This window comes from Serratia sp. MMO-28 (genome assembly GCF_037199905.1).
Taxonomy (GTDB): Bacteria; Pseudomonadota; Gammaproteobacteria; order Enterobacterales; family Enterobacteriaceae; genus Chania; species Chania oryzae.
Map to the genome: position 1 here is coordinate 1 of NZ_JBBCVB010000052.1, position 17,442 is coordinate 17,442.

Here is a 17,442-nt window from a genome sequence, read left to right on the forward strand (position 1 = left end):
GCAATAAGCTCTCCCACGGGCTTGGTGTCCCAGAGGGCGTACGTGCTGCCACGCCGGGTAAGAACACGGTACAACCTATCTTTTTACATCAACTACAAACATACAAGGGAAGATATGCGCTTTATCGTGATCAGACATGCCGAATCAGAATGGAGCCGGGAAGGGATTATCCAGGGGCAGCTCGACAGCCCGGTAACGCCCCATGGACACCGGCAGATCGCTGCGTTGATGGCGGCATTGAAAGAGTTCTCCTTCACCCAGTTTTTCAGTTCGCCTTCGGGGCGGGCGATGACCACCGCACAGGCGCTTGCGGCGCACTGCCAGTGTGAGGTCAGCAGCGATGCGCGTTTGTATGAACAGCACTTTGGTTGCCTGCAGGGCCAGCCCTATCATCAGGCGATGCGCAATCACCCCGAAACCTTTTCGCGCATTTTTGCGGGTGAGCCTACGGCCGCGGCCCCGAAAGGGGAATCCGCCATGGACGTTGCCCTGCGGATGATGGCTTTCTTTCAGGGGTTTCCTTCTGCCCAGCGCGGGACTTTTGGCGTGGTGACGCATGGTCATGCACTGCAGGCGCTGATTTGGCAACTGAAAGGCTGTGATTGGATGGAGGATATCAGTAAATATGGTCACCCCAGCTGTGGTTATTCCGTGATTGAAGTGAGCCATGGGCGGCTGCAATTACAACACTGGGGAGTGGCGACACATTTGCGATCGCTGCATCTGGCACCTATTTGACGGTGTAGCATGCGTCTGAAGATGTTTTTATTTTAATCGTTGCGTTTACTCTTTGTAAAATTCAGAAAAGATTATTAATATTTAGCCGCTGCTTGTCAGTGGGAGGCACATTTGCCTTTTTTGGGATTTAAATATTAACAAGGGAAAACACACTGTGAAAAATATTTTCTTTTTTGAGGCAATGCTAACGCCAAAAATTATCACTTTCGTCTATTGGCTCTGCTTACTGAGCGTTGTCGTTGGTGGTGTCGGGCTGATGTTCTATGGTGAGTTTTTCCGTGGTCTGCTGGGCTTGGTGATTGGCGGAGTATTTACTCGCGTATGCTTTGAAATGATCATCATCGCGTTTAAAAATAACGAATATCTGCGTAAAATCGCTGAAAAATCGTAATATTGTGCGTCATCAGCGCCGGGAATAACCCGGCGTTGGGGTTATTCCCCGCAGGCTTCCTTTATCCCCATCAATTATTCTTTCTGTATCATTAACGTTATTAAAAAATAATATTTATGTTAATCAATCGATGCTGATGTTGCGTGCCAGACCGATCTCTTTTACCTGAGTAAATGGATGATGATCTTTTAGGTAAAACCGCACAAAGCGAAAGCATCATCCTCGGGGTAATAATCCAGCAGGTGCGTGGTTTCTTCCAACGACAGCCTTTTATAGCGATTGTTGGAAATACCGTGTACCACCGCATGCTGAACATCAGCCACCCGAATGCAGCGATCGAGCAGATCGGCGGCATCACGATGGCTGAGGAACCCGCTCATATCGCGGGCGCTGATTTGCTGCTTGGTTGCCAGCGTAGTGAAATTGGCAATGCGTACCGACAGTGTCGAAAGCCCCTCCTGATGAGCAAAGTAAGCGGCAATGCCTTCCCCGAAGGCTTTACTGAGGGCATATAGGCTCTTTGGCTTCGGCGCATCTTCCGGGCGAATCTGGTAATCCAGCGGGTATCCTTCCACAACCTGGGCGCAACTGGCGAACACCACGCGTTTGCAGCCTGCGTCTTTTGCTGCGCGGAAAATATTGAATGTGCCGAGAATGTTGTTTCTCATCAGAGAGGTACAAAAATCCGCGGCGGGCGAAGGATCGGCTGCCAGATGCAAAACGGTATCAATATTGGCACAGGCGGCACGGCAGGCTGCAAGATCGGTGATGTCAAATACCTGCGCTTCATCATCGGGCCGTAAATGGGTCAGCCGATCATGCTGTTTTTCTGCCAGCCGAAAAATATAGCGCTCGCCAACAAATTGCCTGAAAGCCATTGCAACCTGGCCACCCGCACCAGTGATTAAAATCCGCCCAAGGTTTGTACGTAATGCCATGGTTACTGCTGTCCCTAAAACAAATACGCCGGGCATCAGTAATAATACTGCTGATTATTTTTGTCTACATTTTAATTAGATTTTCTGATGTATTTCTGCTGTTTGATAAGAGTTTTCGTATGTGATATCCACGTAAATGTATGGTTATTTAAGATTTTTCTTGTTGACCCGTGTTGTGAGGTGATAAAAAATTTTCGCAGCAAAAAGAGATGATACAAAGCAACATTATGTTGTATATGTGTTTTTATCGTTATGTTTCAGGTGGGATATTCACGTTAAATGTATATCTGTGATGAATTACATGGATACATTTAATTAGAGTGGCTAATGATTTTTTTGAGGCATAGCGGCATGCGCTATTTTGTATCCCGGATCACAGTTCGGCAACTTTGTAACGGAAAGTCTTGCTGCACTGAAAAATGGAATGTTAACGTCATAGCTCAGCCGATTTAGGGTTGTCACTGTTGCGGCAGGCAAAACCTAAACCTCAAGCTTCTGTATTCCTGTGTTGGGATCAGATGCCGTGAGGTTTAGGTTTTTTTTTGCGCTGAATTCTTCCATGGTGGCTGGCCCTCGCAGTGGACTAGGGGTTGGTAGAGCGGAGCGTTAAGGATACATATGATGAAATATCAGGAATTAGCCAGTGAGATTTTGGCCGGCGTCGGTGGCCGCGACAATGTGAAAAGCCTGGTGCATTGTGCCACTCGCCTGCGGTTTAAACTGCGTGAGGGCAGCTTGGCAGATGCTGAAGTATTGAAGAAAAATCCAGGCATTATCATGGTCGTGGAAAGCGGCGGCCAGTTTCAGGTGGTGGTCGGTAACCATGTCGCAGAGGTCTATAAGGCCGTCAATACGTTGGCCGGATTCGGTGATGATGCTCCGGTCAAGGACGATGACGGCAAACAGGAGAATCTGCTCAGCCGCTTTATCGACGTCATTTCCGGTATTTTTACCCCATTGCTTGGTGTGATGGCCGCCTCGGGGATCCTGAAAGGTTTCCTGGCATTGAGCCTGGCCTGCGGTTGGCTGCTTGAGGGGAGCGGCACTTTCAAACTGCTGTTCGCCGCCAGTGATGCGCTGTTCTACTTTTTCCCAATCATGCTGGGTTATACCGCAGGCAAGAAATTTGGCGGCAATATCTTTGTGACCATGACGATTGGCGGGGCGCTGACGCATCCCCTGATGATGGCAGCGTTTGAGGCGGCACAGCAACCGGGAGCCCAGCCTGAACATTTCCTCGGTATTCCTATTACCTTTATCAACTACAGTTCCTCGGTGATTCCGATCATTTTTGCCGCCTGGGTCTCCTGCCGCCTGGAGCCGTTGTTTAACCGGGTAATTCACAGTGCCTTACGTAATTTTGTGACGCCGCTGATGTGTCTGGTGGTCACCGTTCCGCTGACTTTCCTGCTGATTGGCCCGGCCGCGACCTGGCTGAGCCACCTGCTGGCAAATGGCTATCAAACTGTTTATGCCTTCAACCCGGTGATTGCCGGTGCCTTTATGGGGGCAATGTGGCAGGTCTGTGTGATCTTCGGGCTGCACTGGGGGTTGGTACCCTTAATGATCAACAACCTGAGCGTGCTGGGGCGTGACACCCTGTCGCCACTCTTGCTGCCTGCGGTAATGGGGCAGGTGGGGGCAGCGCTGGGGGTGATGCTGCGCACTCGCGACGCCAAACTGCGCGTGATGGCGGGTTCTGCCGTCAGCGCCGGTATTTTCGGCATTACCGAACCGGCGGTGTACGGGGTCACGCTGCCGAACAAGCGGCCCTTTATCTTCGGCTGTATCGGCGGTGCGCTGGGTGGGGCAGTGATCGGTTACTTCCATACGGCCGTCTATTCGTTTGGCTTGGTGAGCGTTTTCACTTTTGCCCAGATCATCCCGGCCGGAGGTTTTGACGCCACGGTGTGGGGGGCGATCGTCGGGACACTGGTGTCGTTTGTGTTTGCCGCTGTTGCCAGTTACCTGTTTGGCATCGCGCCGCCTGCCGAAGACGCGCCAGCAGAGGCGCCATTAACCGAAACGCTGCTTAACCGTAAGCAGTCCGTGAGTAGCCCGATTGCGGGGGACATCGTTCCGTTGGAACAGGTGAATGATGCCACCTTTGCCAGTGGTTTGTTGGGCAAAGGGGTGGCGATCAAGCCGCATCTGGGCAGGGTGGTGGCGCCGGTCAACGGGAGCGTGGTGTCGTTGTTCAAGACCAAACATGCCATTGGTATTGAGTCGGATGACGGTGCGGAACTGCTCATCCACGTCGGCATTGATACCGTCAAACTCGACGGTTTGCATTTCACCGCGCACATCAAAGAGGGCGATCGGGTGATGCAGGGGGATCTGCTGATCGAGTTCGATCAGGCCGCCATTCAGGCCGCCGGTTTTGACACCACCACGCCGATCATCATCAGCAACAGCGATGACTATGTTGATGTGTTGACCAATGGCCATAGTCCGGTGCAGGAACAGGCCGCGCTGCTGACTTTATTACGTTAATCAGGATCATTGAGGAGAGAGCAATGAGTAGCAAATTTCCAGAGCATTTTCTGTGGGGGGGCGCGGTTGCGGCCAATCAGGTGGAAGGCGCGTATCTCACTGACGGGAAAGGTCTTTCAACCTCGGATCTGCAGCCGCAGGGGATTTTCGGTGCGCTGACGCCGCGCGTGGCGGGCGACAGCGGCATTAAAGATGTGGCGATCGATTTCTATCACCGCTATCCGCAGGATATAGCGCTGTTTGCCGAAATGGGCTTTAAGTGCCTGCGCACCTCCATCGCCTGGGCTCGCATCTTCCCGCAGGGGGATGAAGAAGTGCCTAATGAGGCCGGGCTGGCATTTTACGATCGGCTGTTTGATGAGATGGCAAAGTACGGCATTCAGCCGCTGATTACCCTGTCTCACTACGAAATGCCGTATGGCCTGGCGCAAAAATATGGCGGCTGGGCAAGCCGCAAAACCATCGGCTTCTTCGAGCGTTATGCCCGCACGGTGTTTGAGCGTTACAAACACAAGGTGAAATACTGGCTGACGTTTAATGAGATCAACATGTCACTGCACGCGCCGTTTACCGGCGTCGGCTTGCCGGAAGACAGCAGTAAGAGTGAAATTTATCAGGCGATCCACCACCAACTGGTGGCCAGTGCTAAAGCGGTGAAGGCCTGCCACGAGATTGTGCAGGGCGGGCAGATCGGCAATATGCTGTTGGGAGGAATTCTCTACCCGCTGACCTGCAAGCCGGAAGACCTGCTGGAAACCCAGCGCCAGAACCGCGACTGGCTGTTCTTTGGCGACGTGCAGGCTCGCGGTGCCTATCCGGCCTATATGCGGCGTTTCTTCCGTGAAAACGATATTCAGGTGGAAATCACCCACGCAGATCAACAGGCGTTGCGTGAAACCGTCGACTTTATCTCCTTCAGCTATTACATGAGCGGCTGTGTGACCACCGATGAAGCACAGAACAATACCGAGCGAGCCAATATTCTCAATATGGTGCCGAACCCGCATTTGGCCAGTTCGGAATGGGGCTGGCAGATCGACCCGATTGGCCTGCGTTATTTACTCAACGTGCTGTATGACCGCTATCAGAAGCCGCTGTTTATTGTTGAAAACGGCCTGGGGGCGAAAGATCGTCTCGAAGCCGACGGCAGTATTAACGACGATTACCGCATCAACTACCTCAACGATCATTTGGTGCAGGTGGGCGAGGCCATTGACGACGGGGTTGAGATAATGGGCTACACCAGTTGGGGGCCGATCGATCTGGTGAGTGCTTCAAAAGCGGAAATGTCGAAACGTTACGGCTTTATTTATGTCGACCGCGACGACGCCGGTAACGGCAGCCTGGAGCGCCGCCGGAAAAAGAGTTTTTATTGGTATCGCGATGTGATCCGCAGTAACGGCAACAGCCTGAAAGCCAAGTAATCACCGCACTACAAGCTCTTCACTCCGGCTCTCCCGCACAGGGTTAGCCATTGATGCATGATTATGCCGCTTTGCGCTTAACTGAGCGGCATTATTGGCAAATAGTGGGCCTTAATAAAAACATCTTGTTGTTCATTATGGGTTACTTGTACCCAGGAAATGTTGTTGCCCGCAGTCAGTATCTGGGAATATTTGCGCACGGAGAAAAGATAATAATGAAGTATTCCATGCCCCATGCCCCATGCCCCATGCCCCATGCCCCATGCCCCATGCGTTGACTCTGGCGGCGCTATTGCTGGCTGGTGACAGCGCTGAAAACCGTAGTGACCTTCTGATGGGGCGTGAAGCGAAGCCGCAGGTGGGTTCCTTTTCTTACGCTACTCGCGGCCACATTGGCGTTATCCATAAAATTAAGTGATGTTTCCTGCGAAAAATCGGTGAAAGTTGGGGCTTTGGCCCCACTTATTATCCCTATTTTCTCGCCAAATCCGGCCGCAAAACGTGGAAAAAAATGCGTATCCCATGATAATTATGCGGGGTGAAACCGAACTTATTGCCTAGCGAATGAACCTGCAACCACATTGACTGTCTGATTGGGCCATAGCAAGTAAAGCCTCGGAGCTTCTGCGTTACATGAGCAAAGTTAATTCGTTGTCCCAGCAGAATTTATCGTTATTGCTGGCGATCTATATCGGCATTTTTTTGAACATTTCCGTTTTCTACCGCCGTTTTGACTCCTTTACCCAAGGCATTCAAGGGATTAAGGTTGTCGCCGCAGTGACCGAAGTGGCTACCATTGTGCTGTTCACCTTCTTTATCCTGCGGCTGATGTCGCTCGGTGGGCGGCTGTTTTACCGCATTATCGCCTCGCTGCTGGTGTTGATTTCTGTGGCAGCCAGCTATTACATGACGTTCTTCAACGTAGTGATTGGCTACGGGATTATCGTCTCGGTAATGACCACCGATATTGATCTCTCCAAAGAGATGATTGGGCTGCACTTTGTGCTGTGGATGGTGGGAGTCAGCGCCTTGCCGCTGCTGTGTATCTGGACGAACAGCTTGCGCAATACGCTGATTGAACAGTTAAAAACCCCTGGGCACCGCACGAAACCGCTGTTGATACTGCTGGCAGTGGTGGCTCTGGTGTGGCTGCCGTTGCGTACGCTGGATAAGCAGCAAAACGCGCAGGAAAAAATCACCAATATCGATCTGCCCAGCTACGGCGGCGTGGTAGCGCATTCTTATCTGCCTTCTAACTGGTTGTCGGCACTTGGGTTGTTTGCTTATACCCGTTACGATGAAAGCCAGGATGACGCCAATATGTTTGATCCGGGCAAAAATTTTACTTATGTGCCACCGGCTGGGATCGATGATACCTACGTGGTGTTTATTATCGGCGAAACCACCCGTTGGGATCATATGGGGGTGTTGGGCTATGACCGCGATACTACGCCGAAATTGTCCCAGGAAAAAAACCTTGTGGCGTTTCGCGGTGAATCCTGTGATACCGCCACCAAGCTGTCACTACGTTGTATGTTTGTCCGCGAAGGGGGGGCTCTGGATAATCCGCAACGCACCCTGAAAGAGCAGAATGTGTTCGCCGTACTGAACGCTCTGGGGTTCACCTCGGAACTGTTCGCCATGCAAAGTGAAGTCTGGTTCTACAACAATACTAACGTGGATAATTACTCTTTCCGCGAAATGATTGCCTCTGAGAAGCGTAACGACGGTAAGTCGGTAGACGATATGCTGTTGGTGGACGAGATGAAAGAGTCGCTGGCGCGCTATCCGGACGGTAAGCATCTGGTGATCCTGCATACCAAAGGGTCACATTATCTCTATTCGCAGCGTTACCCTCGCAGCTTTGCGCGTTACCAGCCGGAGTGTATGGGAGTAGATGAATTCTGCTCCAAAGAGCGGCTGATCAACGCTTATGACAACTCGGTGCTGTATACCGATACCTTTATCAGCAGTGTGATCGATCAGGTGCGTGACAAGAAAGCCATCGTGTTTTATGCCGCCGATCACGGAGAGTCGATCGGTGAGAACTCCCATTTGCATGGTACGCCGCGTGAAATGGCCCCGCCAGAGCAGTTTCGTGTGCCGATGATGGTTTGGGCATCCGATCAATTCCTGGCCGAACCGCAGCATCAACTGGCGTTTGAGCAGTTGCAGGCGCAGCAACGTATTGGCAAAACCCATCGTCATGACGAATTGTTTGACTCCATTCTTGGCTGCCTTGGCTACACCTCACCAGACGGCGGTATTGTGGATAAAAACAACTGGTGCCAGGTACCACGGGGCAATGTGTTGAATAATTTACTGTAATCTGCTTGCAGCTCGTGGTGGGTTGATGATTTTGCCACCACTTGAACCACCCGGCGGAAAAAGTCATTGACGCCCATAATCCCCAGCAGTATTATGCGCCCCGCTACGGCGAGTAGCGCAGCTTGGTAGCGCAACTGGTTTGGGACCAGTGGGTCGGAGGTTCGAATCCTCTCTCGCCGACCACATTCGAAAAACCTGCTTTTTAGCAGGTTTTTTTTCGCCTGGAGTTTGTGCCAACGGTAAAATCAACATTGGGGTGATGTCAATGCAGGCATCATTCGGTGATTAATACTCATCTTTGTGCATTAAGATATTCACTTTCTTTATTTCATGCTGGCCATCATTTAAAGATGAAATAAATTTCATGATTAGCCAATAAAACCCGATTCATAGCGCTATTGTTTTATCGTGCCTTTTATCTATATTCTGAGTGTGCGGAAGGGGATTAATTACCCTCGCCGTGAATTAATGTTTTATATGAAATTAATTCTTTTTAATGAGGCGGGCTTGTTGCGGCGTGATGTTATCCGCGTCGTTCTGCGGCCGCAATTAAAGATTTATCTTTCTTCTCTCGGAATTAAAGGAGTTAGTTATGCGCAAATTTAATAAACCGCTGTTGGCACTGCTGATCGGTAGTGCGCTGTGTTCTGCGGCGCAGGCCGCTGCGCCAGGTAAGCCTACGCTGGCCTGGGGCGAGACCAAATTCGCCATTATTGAAGTCGACCAGGCAGCCACCGCTTATAATAAGCTGGTGAAAGTAAAAAACGCTGCTGACGTTGCCGTGTCGTGGAATTTATGGAATGGCGATGCAGGAACCACGGCAAAAGTTTTATTAAACGGTAAAGAAGTCTGGTCTGGGGCCTCTACGGGGAGTTCAGGTACGGCTAATTTCAAGGTGAATAAGGGCGGCCGTTATCAAATGCAGGTGGCATTATGTAATACCGAGGGGTGTACGCTCAGTGATGCCAAAGAAATTATTATTGCTGATACCGATGGCAGCCATCTGGCGCCGTTAAAAGAACCACTGCAGGAAAAGAATAAGCCCTATAAACAGGATTCGGGCAAAGTGGTAGGATCCTATTTTGTTGAATGGGGAGTTTATGGCCGCCATTTCACGGTAGATAAAATACCGGCGCAAAACCTGACCCACCTGCTGTACGGCTTTATCCCAATTTGTGGCGGTGACGGTATCAACGACAGCCTGAAAGAGATTGAGGGCAGCTTCCAGGCGTTACAGCGTTCTTGCCAGGGCCGTGAAGACTTTAAAGTCTCGATCCACGATCCGTTCGCCGCTTTGCAGAAGGGCCAGAAAGGCGTTAGTGCCTGGGACGATCCCTATAAAGGTAACTTTGGTCAGTTGATGGCGCTAAAGCAGGCCCGGCCAGACCTGAAAATCCTGCCGTCTATCGGCGGTTGGACGCTATCGGATCCGTTCTACTTTATGGGGGATCAGGTGAAGCGTGCTCGCTTTGTCGCGTCGGTGAAAGAATTCCTGCAAACCTGGAAGTTCTTTGACGGGGTGGATATTGACTGGGAATTCCCAGGCGGCCAGGGTGCCAACCCGAATCTGGGCAGTGCGCAAGATGGTGCCACTTATGTTCAATTGATGGCGGATCTGCGCGCCATGCTAAATCAGCTCTCGGCAGAGACGGGCCGCAAGTACGAACTGACCTCCGCCATCAGCGCCGGTAAAGATAAAATCGATAAGGTGGACTACAACACCGCGCAGAACGTCATGGACCATATTTTCCTGATGAGTTACGACTTTTATGGGGCGTTCGATCTGAAAAATCTAGGCCATCAGACAGCGCTGAATGCGCCGGCCTGGAAACCGGATACCGCTTATACCACCGTTAATGGGGTGAATGCGCTGCTGGCTCAGGGGGTCAAGCCAGGGAAAATTGTGGTTGGGGCTGCCATGTACGGGCGCGGTTGGACCGGTGTGAACGGCTACCAGAACAACAATCCGTTTAGCGGCACGGCTAGCGGGCCGGTGAAAGGCACCTGGGAGAACGGCATTGTGGATTATCGCCAGATCGCCAATGAGTACATGAGTGGTGACTGGAAATACGGCTACGATGCCACGGCAGAAGCACCTTACGTGTTCAAAGCCTCGACCGGTGATTTGATCACCTTCGACGATGTACGCTCCATCCAGGCAAAAGGTAAATATGTGCTGGATAAGCAACTGGGCGGGTTGTTCTCTTGGGAAATTGACGCAGATAACGGTGATATTCTTAACAATATGAATGCCAGCCTGGGCAACTCGGCTACGGGCCAATAATCAACCAACGTTGTTTACCGGGGAATGCGGTTTATCCCCGGTATTTCCCCCTGGTACGCGTTTTTTTGGCGTCACGTAAGGGTGGCTGAAAAAGGGCTATACCTCCACTCTTTGAGAGGGAGCTTCAGCATTTCCTCCTGTTTTTTTGCCTGATCACAAAAATAACCGTTCAGATATTCATCGTTTAGCAACAAAATTTTTTGGTTTTCTGTTGGAGCTTAACGCTGGATAAATTCTATTGGATGGCTTATTGGTCTGAAATAAGGCCCATAGCACAAATTTTAATTCTGCAAATGTTATCGGTAGGTTTTTTTTATGTTTGTTTGCTGTTTCTCACACTCTAGGTAAATCACCACTGGTTATATTGACGGCACCCCAAACAGTTGGCAATTTGGTAACCTCAGGGATAAGAGCGAGGGTTGCATGAGTGAATTCCACGTGCTCAAACGCCCGCTGTGATACGTTCCATCCGGCACTCTTGCGCTATTATTCCTCTTGCCTGCGGGCACCCACTGCACAGACCGCGTAACAAAAAATATAGGGTCTGGCAGTATTTACCCGATAGGTTTCAAGCCGTAGCTCACCTCGTTATGGCTTGGAAATGAGGGCGTACACACACACCACATCACATTATTGGAGCACTAGCGATGACAAGTTCCTTGGCGAAATCGGGGATTGTGAAATTCGGTATTGGGCTGATCGCGCTGACCATTGCGGCCAGCGTGCAGGCAAAAACCCTGGTTTACTGTTCTGAAGGCTCTCCTGAAGGCTTTAACCCGCAGTTGTTCACCTCGGGTACCACTTACGATGCCAGCTCTGTGCCAATCTATAACCGCTTGGTTGAGTTCAAACTGGGTACCACCGAACTGGAACCTGGCCTGGCCGAGAAATGGGAAGTCAGCGAAGACGGCAAAACCTATACCTTCCACCTGCGTAAAGGCGTGAAGTGGCAAAGCACCAAAGATTTTAAACCGACCCGTGATTTTAATGCCGACGACGTTATTTTCTCTTTCCAACGTCAGCTTGATCCTAACCACGCTTATCACAAAGTCTCTGGTGGCACCTATGAGTACTTCCAGGGCATGGGCATGGGCGACTTGATTGCCAAGATTGAAAAAGTGGACGACCATACCGTGCGCTTTGTGCTGACCCGCCCAGAAGCGCCATTCCTGGCCGATCTGGGGATGGATTTCGCCTCTATCCTGTCGGCTGAGTATGCCGCCAATATGCTGAAAGCCGGCACGCCAGAGAAAGTGGACTTGAACCCGGTGGGTACCGGTCCGCTCCAACTGCTGCAATACCAGAAAGATTCCAAAATTCTCTACAAGGCCTTTGACGGTTTCTGGGGCACCAAGCCGCAGATCGATCGTTTAGTCTTCTCGATCACGCCGGATGCCTCCGTGCGTTACGCCAAGCTGCAGAAAAACGAGTGCCAGGTCATGCCGTACCCGAACCCGGCTGACATTGCCCGTATGAAGCAGGACAAAGCCATCAATCTGATGGAGCAGCCTGGCCTGAACGTCGGTTATCTGTCGTTCAACGTCGAGAAAAAGCCGCTGGATAATGTGAAGGTGCGTCAGGCACTGACCATGGCAGTGAATAAGCAGGCGATCATCGAAGCGGTTTATCAGGGCGCAGGTCAGGCTGCCAAGAACCTGATCCCACCTACCATGTGGGGCTACAACGATGCGGTGCAGGATTACGCTTACGATCCTGCCAAGGCCAAAGAACTGCTGAAAGAAGCTGGCTTGCCGGAGGGGTTCACCATCGATCTGTGGGCGATGCCGGTACAGCGCCCATACAACCCGAACGCACGTCGTATGGCTGAGATGATTCAGTCTGACTGGGCGAAGATTGGTGTGAAAGCCAATATCGTTACCTACGAGTGGGGCGAATACCTCAAGCGCGCTAAAGACGGTGAGCATCAGGCGGTGATGATGGGCTGGACCGGGGACAATGGGGATCCGGACAACTTCTTCGCTACCCTGTTCAGCTGTGCTGCCGCTAAAGATGGCTCGAACTACTCCCGCTGGTGCTACAAGCCGTTTGAAGATCTGATTCAACCGGCGCGTGCTGAAGCGAACCACGACAAACGCGCAGAACTCTACAAGCAGGCTCAGGTGGTGATGCACGATCAGGCTCCGGCGCTGATCATCGCTCACTCAACCGTTTATGAGCCAGTGCGTAAAGAAGTGAAGGGCTATGTGGTGGATCCGCTTGGTAAGCATCACTTTGAAAACGTTTCTCTGGATTAAATTTTAATCCGCTGCACGGTCAGATGGCCGTGCGGTGCTCACAATCTCGCCTATCTTAAATAGTATGCGTCGATGGTTGTGCACTGCACGTCTTGCTCTCTGGCCTGCTTGCCGGGTTAAAAGCCAGAATTAGGTACGGTGAATAGGCAGGGGCGCAACGGTTTGCGCCCCTGCATTCCTGTCCCTAGAAGGAATGTTGTGAAGCATGTGAGTTTTAATAAGCTTGGCGGACGATGAGCTGCCGGGCATTGATACAGAGAGTTCGGGATATGTTGCAGTTCATACTCCGACGTTTGGGGTTAGTTATCCCAACGTTTATCGGCATAACGTTGCTGACTTTTGCATTCGTCCATATGATCCCCGGTGACCCGGTGACCATCATGGCCGGGGAACGCGGGATCTCCGCAGAGCGCCATGCACAGCTCATGGCAGAAATGGGGCTGGACAAGCCGCTGTTTCAACAATATTTCCATTACGTATCCAACGTGCTGCATGGCGATCTGGGTACGTCACTCAAGAGCCGTATTTCCGTTTGGACAGAATTCGTCCCGCGCTTTAAAGCCACGCTGGAACTGGGTCTTTGCGCGATGCTTTTCGCAGTGATCGTCGGTATCCCGGTGGGCGTTCTGGCGGCGGTTAAACGTGGCTCTGTCTTCGATCACACCGCCGTGGGCATTTCCCTGACGGGCTACTCGATGCCGATTTTCTGGTGGGGCATGATGCTGATCATGTTGGTATCGGTGCAGCTCAACCTGACGCCGGTGTCGGGGCGGGTCAGTGACACGGTGTTCCTGGACGACAGCCTGCCGCTGACCGGCTTTATGCTGATCGATACCCTATTCTGGGGTGAACCAGGCGATTTCAAAGATGCGGTGATGCATATGATCCTGCCTGCGATCGTACTGGGCACCATTCCGCTGGCGGTGATCGTGCGTATGACCCGTTCCTCGATGCTGGAAGTGCTGGGTGAAGACTACATCCGTACCGCGCGCGCCAAAGGGGTGAGCCGCATGCGGGTGATCGTGGTGCATGCGCTGCGTAACGCCTTGTTGCCGGTGGTGACGGTGATCGGTTTACAGGTTGGCACCATGCTGGCCGGTGCGATCCTCACCGAAACCATCTTCTCCTGGCCGGGGCTGGGCCGTTGGCTGATGGACGCGCTGCAACGCCGCGACTATCCGGTTGTTCAGGGCGGCGTATTGCTGGTCGCCTGTATGATTATTCTGGTTAACCTGCTGGTAGACGTGCTCTACGGCGTGGTTAACCCGCGTATTCGCCACAAGAAATAAGGGGCGCTCTGATGTCTCAAGTTACCGAGTCGGTAGTAAAAGGTGCGCCGAAGCCAATGACCCCGTTCCAGGAGTTCTGGCACTATTTCAAGCGCAACAAAGGGGCCGTAGTCGGCCTGGTTTATATCATCATTATGCTGATCGTGGCCGTGGGGGCCGGGTTCCTGGCACCACACGCCCCGGCTGAACAATTCCGCGATGCCTTGCTCAAGCCTCCGGTGTGGCAGGAAGGCGGTAGCTGGCAGTATCTGTTGGGCACCGACGATGTGGGGCGTGATGTGCTGTCGCGCCTGATGTACGGTGCGCGTCTGTCGCTGCTGGTGGGCTGCCTGGTGGTGGTGCTGTCGCTGATCATGGGCGTGGTGTTTGGCCTGCTGGCAGGCTATTTCGGCGGCGTGGTGGATGCGATCATCATGCGTATTGTCGATATCATGCTGGCGCTGCCAAGCCTGTTGCTGGCTCTGGTGCTGGTGGCGGTGTTTGGCCCGTCGATCGTTAACGCCTCGTTGGCGCTGACCTTTGTGGCCTTGCCGCACTACGTGCGTTTAACCCGTGCGGCGGTGCTGGTTGAGGTCAACCGCGATTACGTCACCGCTTCCCGCGTGGCGGGCGCTGGTGCGCTGCGCCAGATGTTCGTCAATATTCTGCCAAACTGCCTGGCACCGCTGATCGTGCAGGCGTCTCTGGGTTTCTCGAATGCCATTCTGGATATGGCTGCCCTCGGCTTTCTCGGCATGGGCGCACAACCGCCAACGCCAGAGTGGGGCACCATGCTCTCCGATGTACTGCAGTTCGCGCAAAGTGCCTGGTGGGTTGTGACCTTCCCGGGTGTGGCAATTCTGCTGACGGTTCTGGCATTTAACCTGATGGGGGACGGCTTGCGTGATGCTCTCGACCCCAAACTCAAGCAGTAACAGAGGACGAGAGAATGGCGTTATTGAATGTAGACAAGCTTTCGGTGCACTTCGGTGACGAAGGTGCGCCGTTCCGCGCGGTAGATCGAATCAGCTACAGCGTGGAACAAGGTCAAGTGGTTGGCATCGTCGGTGAATCCGGCTCTGGTAAATCCGTCAGTTCGCTGGCGATCATGGGGCTGATTGATTATCCCGGCAAGGTGATGGCCGACAAACTGGAGTTCAACGGCCAGGACCTGCGTAAGATTTCCGAAAAAGAGCGCCGCCAGTTGGTGGGCTCTGAAGTGGCGATGATTTTCCAGGATCCGATGACCAGCCTGAACCCATGCTACACCGTGGGTTACCAGATCATGGAGGCGCTGAAGGTGCATCAGGGCGGCAACCGCCGCACCCGTCGTACACGCGCTATCGATCTCCTGACGCTGGTGGGCATCCCCGATCCGGCCTCGCGGCTGGATGTGTATCCGCATCAGCTTTCCGGTGGCATGAGCCAGCGCGTGATGATCGCTATGGCGATCGCCTGTCGGCCCAAGCTGCTGATCGCCGATGAACCGACCACTGCGCTTGATGTGACCATTCAGGCACAGATCATCGAACTGCTGCTGGAATTGCAACAGCGTGAAAATATGGCGCTGCTGCTGATCACCCACGATCTGGCTCTGGTGGCGGAAGCGGCGCATCACATCATTGTGATGTATGCCGGGCAGGTAGTGGAATCGGGCAAGGCAGAGGAAATCTTCCGTGCGCCGCGCCACCCCTATACGCAGGCGCTGTTGCGTGCGCTGCCGGAATTCGCCGCCGACAAGGCGCGCCTGGCCTCGCTGCCGGGCGTGGTGCCGGGGAAATACGATCGGCCGGAAGGCTGTTTGCTCAACCCGCGCTGCCCGTATGCCACCGAGCGCTGCCGTAGTGAGGAGCCAGAATTGAGTACTATTCCTGGCCGTCAGGTTAAATGTCACACACCGCTGGATGATGCGGGGAGGCCGACCGTATGAGCCAGAATCACCCTTTGTTGCAGGCCATTGACCTGAAAAAGCACTACCCGGTCAAGAAGGGGATGTTTGCCCCGGAACGGCTGGTGAAAGCGCTGGACGGCGTTTCCTTCACGCTGGAACGTGGCAAAACGCTGGCGGTGGTGGGGGAGTCCGGCTGCGGTAAATCCACGCTGGGCCGCCTGCTGACGATGATCGAAGTTCCGACCGGCGGTGAACTCTATTATCAGGGGCAGGATCTGCTGAAGCCGGACGTGACGGCAGAGAAGCTGCGCCGCCAGAAGATCCAGATCGTATTCCAGAATCCTTACGGATCGCTTAACCCGCGCAAGAAGGTCGGGCAGATCCTCGAAGAGCCGTTGCTGATCAACACGTCCCTCTCCGTTGCTGAACGGCGTGAAAAGGTGTTGGCGATGATGGCGAAAGTCGGCCTGAAAACCGAACATTACGATCGCTATCCGCACATGTTTTCCGGTGGGCAGCGCCAGCGTATCGCCATCGCGCGTGGGCTGATGCTCAACCCGGACGTGGTGATCGCCGATGAGCCGGTGTCGGCGCTCGACGTTTCGGTGCGCGCGCAGGTGCTGAACCTGATGATGGATCTGCAACAGGAACTGGGGCTGTCTTATGTGTTTATTTCCCACGATCTGTCGGTTGTTGAGCATATCGCCGATGAAGTGATGGTGATGTACCTCGGCCGCTGTGTGGAGAAGGGCAGTAAGGACGCGATCTTCAATAACCCGCGGCATCCATATACGCAGGCGCTGCTTTCCGCTACCCCGCGCCTGAACCCGGATATGCGTCGTGAGCGCATCAAGCTGACTGGCGAACTGCCAAGCCCGATGAACCCACCGCCAGGCTGTGCGTTCAATGCCCGCTGCCGCCGTGCGTTTGGCACCTGCACGCAGTTGCAGCCGCAGTTGAAAAAGTACGGTGAGCAGATGGTGGCATGCTTTGCGATCGATCAGGATGAGGCTTCAGGCTCCTAAGGCTGTTTTCTGCCACTGAATGTACTCAACGCCGGTAGAAATATCGGCGTTTTTTATTTGCGGTGGTGATGAATAAAAAAGCACGCCTGAAGACGCAATGCCTGTCAGTGAAGGCTAACCAGTTCCCTCTCCCTTGGGGAGGGTTAGGGTGAGGGGACAATCGCCGGGCTACCAGCTGCTCACCCCGCCCTCTCCCAGAGGGTGAGGGGGCGACGCCTTGAGCCATTGATGCATGATTATGCCGCTTTATGCTCAACTGATTGGCATTACGCCTGAAGACGTAATGCCTGTCAGTGAAGGCTAACCAGTTCCCTTGTATGTTTGTAGTTGATGTAAAAAGATAGGTTGTACCGTGTTCTTACCCGGCGTGGCAGCACGTACGCCCTCTGGGACACCAAGCCCGTGGG

General features: G+C 53.1%; 12 protein-coding genes and 1 tRNA gene. 12 read left to right on the plus strand and 1 reads right to left on the minus strand.

Going from position 1 to position 17,442, the window contains the following annotated elements:
• The first annotated feature begins 114 nt into the window (after window positions 1-114).
• Together WG891_RS26050 and WG891_RS26055 are read left to right on the plus strand one after the other, a co-directional pair.
• A complete protein-coding gene (locus tag WG891_RS26050; protein ID WP_337265019.1) occupies window positions 115-738 on the plus strand; it encodes a histidine phosphatase family protein in 624 nt (207 codons plus the stop codon).
• A 154-nt stretch (window positions 739-892) separates the two neighbouring features.
• The gene (locus tag WG891_RS26055; RefSeq protein ID WP_337265020.1) at window positions 893-1,129 is read left to right on the plus strand and encodes a DUF4282 domain-containing protein; all 237 of its coding nucleotides are present in this window, start codon (window positions 893-895) and stop codon (window positions 1,127-1,129) included.
• A 188-nt stretch (window positions 1,130-1,317) separates the two neighbouring features.
• On the opposite strand, the gene WG891_RS26060 is transcribed toward WG891_RS26055, so the two are convergent.
• Entirely contained in the window at window positions 1,318-2,067 is a 750-nt protein-coding gene (locus WG891_RS26060) for an NAD-dependent epimerase/dehydratase family protein (protein WP_337265021.1), read from the minus strand.
• 621 nt (window positions 2,068-2,688) lie between these two features.
• Between WG891_RS26060 and bglF the strand changes: the two genes are divergently transcribed.
• From bglF to dppF, 10 genes are all read left to right on the plus strand, one after another.
• A complete protein-coding gene (gene bglF, locus WG891_RS26065) occupies window positions 2,689-4,560 on the plus strand; it encodes a PTS beta-glucoside transporter subunit IIABC (protein WP_337265028.1) in 1,872 nt (623 codons plus the stop codon).
• Window positions 4,561-4,583: 23 nt separating this feature from the next.
• Window positions 4,584-5,984 (plus strand): glycoside hydrolase family 1 protein, encoded by a 1,401-nt coding sequence (locus WG891_RS26070; RefSeq protein WP_337265022.1) that lies wholly within the window; start codon window positions 4,584-4,586, stop codon window positions 5,982-5,984.
• A 633-nt stretch (window positions 5,985-6,617) separates the two neighbouring features.
• Complete coding sequence (eptB, locus tag WG891_RS26075) at window positions 6,618-8,312, plus strand: kdo(2)-lipid A phosphoethanolamine 7''-transferase (protein WP_337265023.1); 1,695 nt, start codon at window positions 6,618-6,620, stop codon at window positions 8,310-8,312.
• 106 nt (window positions 8,313-8,418) lie between these two features.
• A tRNA-Pro gene (locus tag WG891_RS26080) sits at window positions 8,419-8,495 on the plus strand.
• Between the two features lie 409 nt (window positions 8,496-8,904).
• Window positions 8,905-10,596: a glycosyl hydrolase family 18 protein gene (locus WG891_RS26085; protein ID WP_337265024.1), complete on the plus strand. Its 1,692-nt coding sequence runs from the start codon at window positions 8,905-8,907 to the stop codon at window positions 10,594-10,596.
• 647 nt (window positions 10,597-11,243) lie between these two features.
• On the plus strand, window positions 11,244-12,851 hold the full coding sequence (gene dppA / locus WG891_RS26090; protein WP_337265025.1) for a dipeptide ABC transporter periplasmic-binding protein DppA: 1,608 nt from the start codon (window positions 11,244-11,246) through the stop codon (window positions 12,849-12,851).
• A gap of 269 nt (window positions 12,852-13,120) precedes the next feature.
• Entirely contained in the window at window positions 13,121-14,140 is a 1,020-nt protein-coding gene (dppB, locus tag WG891_RS26095; RefSeq protein ID WP_076944300.1) for a dipeptide ABC transporter permease DppB, read from the plus strand.
• 11 nt (window positions 14,141-14,151) lie between these two features.
• Window positions 14,152-15,054 (plus strand): dipeptide ABC transporter permease DppC, encoded by a 903-nt coding sequence (dppC, locus tag WG891_RS26100; RefSeq protein WP_337265026.1) that lies wholly within the window; start codon window positions 14,152-14,154, stop codon window positions 15,052-15,054.
• Between the two features lie 14 nt (window positions 15,055-15,068).
• Window positions 15,069-16,049, plus strand: coding sequence for a dipeptide ABC transporter ATP-binding protein (gene dppD / locus WG891_RS26105; RefSeq protein ID WP_156293291.1), 981 nt, complete (start codon window positions 15,069-15,071; stop codon window positions 16,047-16,049).
• Window positions 16,046-17,035: a dipeptide ABC transporter ATP-binding subunit DppF gene (gene dppF, locus WG891_RS26110; protein WP_337265027.1), complete on the plus strand. Its 990-nt coding sequence runs from the start codon at window positions 16,046-16,048 to the stop codon at window positions 17,033-17,035. Before dppD ends, dppF begins: the two co-directional genes overlap by 4 nt.
• Window positions 17,036-17,442 lie beyond the last annotated feature (407 nt).

Excerpts from the sequence above, each read along its gene's own strand:
- WG891_RS26050 (WP_337265019.1), top strand. The coding sequence starts at position 115 with ATGCGCTTTATCGTGATCAGACATGCCGAATCAGAATGGAGCCGGGAA.
- WG891_RS26060 (WP_337265021.1), bottom strand. The coding sequence starts at position 2,067 with ATGGCATTACGTACAAACCTTGGGCGGATTTTAATCACTGGTGCGGGT.
- bglF (WP_337265028.1), top strand. The coding sequence starts at position 2,689 with ATGAAATATCAGGAATTAGCCAGTGAGATTTTGGCCGGCGTCGGTGGC.
- WG891_RS26070 (WP_337265022.1), top strand. The coding sequence starts at position 4,584 with ATGAGTAGCAAATTTCCAGAGCATTTTCTGTGGGGGGGCGCGGTTGCG.
- eptB (WP_337265023.1), top strand. The coding sequence starts at position 6,618 with ATGAGCAAAGTTAATTCGTTGTCCCAGCAGAATTTATCGTTATTGCTG.
- WG891_RS26085 (WP_337265024.1), top strand. The coding sequence starts at position 8,905 with ATGCGCAAATTTAATAAACCGCTGTTGGCACTGCTGATCGGTAGTGCG.
- dppA (WP_337265025.1), top strand. The coding sequence starts at position 11,244 with ATGACAAGTTCCTTGGCGAAATCGGGGATTGTGAAATTCGGTATTGGG.
- dppB (WP_076944300.1), top strand. The coding sequence starts at position 13,121 with ATGTTGCAGTTCATACTCCGACGTTTGGGGTTAGTTATCCCAACGTTT.
- dppC (WP_337265026.1), top strand. The coding sequence starts at position 14,152 with ATGTCTCAAGTTACCGAGTCGGTAGTAAAAGGTGCGCCGAAGCCAATG.
- dppD (WP_156293291.1), top strand. The coding sequence starts at position 15,069 with ATGGCGTTATTGAATGTAGACAAGCTTTCGGTGCACTTCGGTGACGAA.
- dppF (WP_337265027.1), top strand. The coding sequence starts at position 16,046 with ATGAGCCAGAATCACCCTTTGTTGCAGGCCATTGACCTGAAAAAGCAC.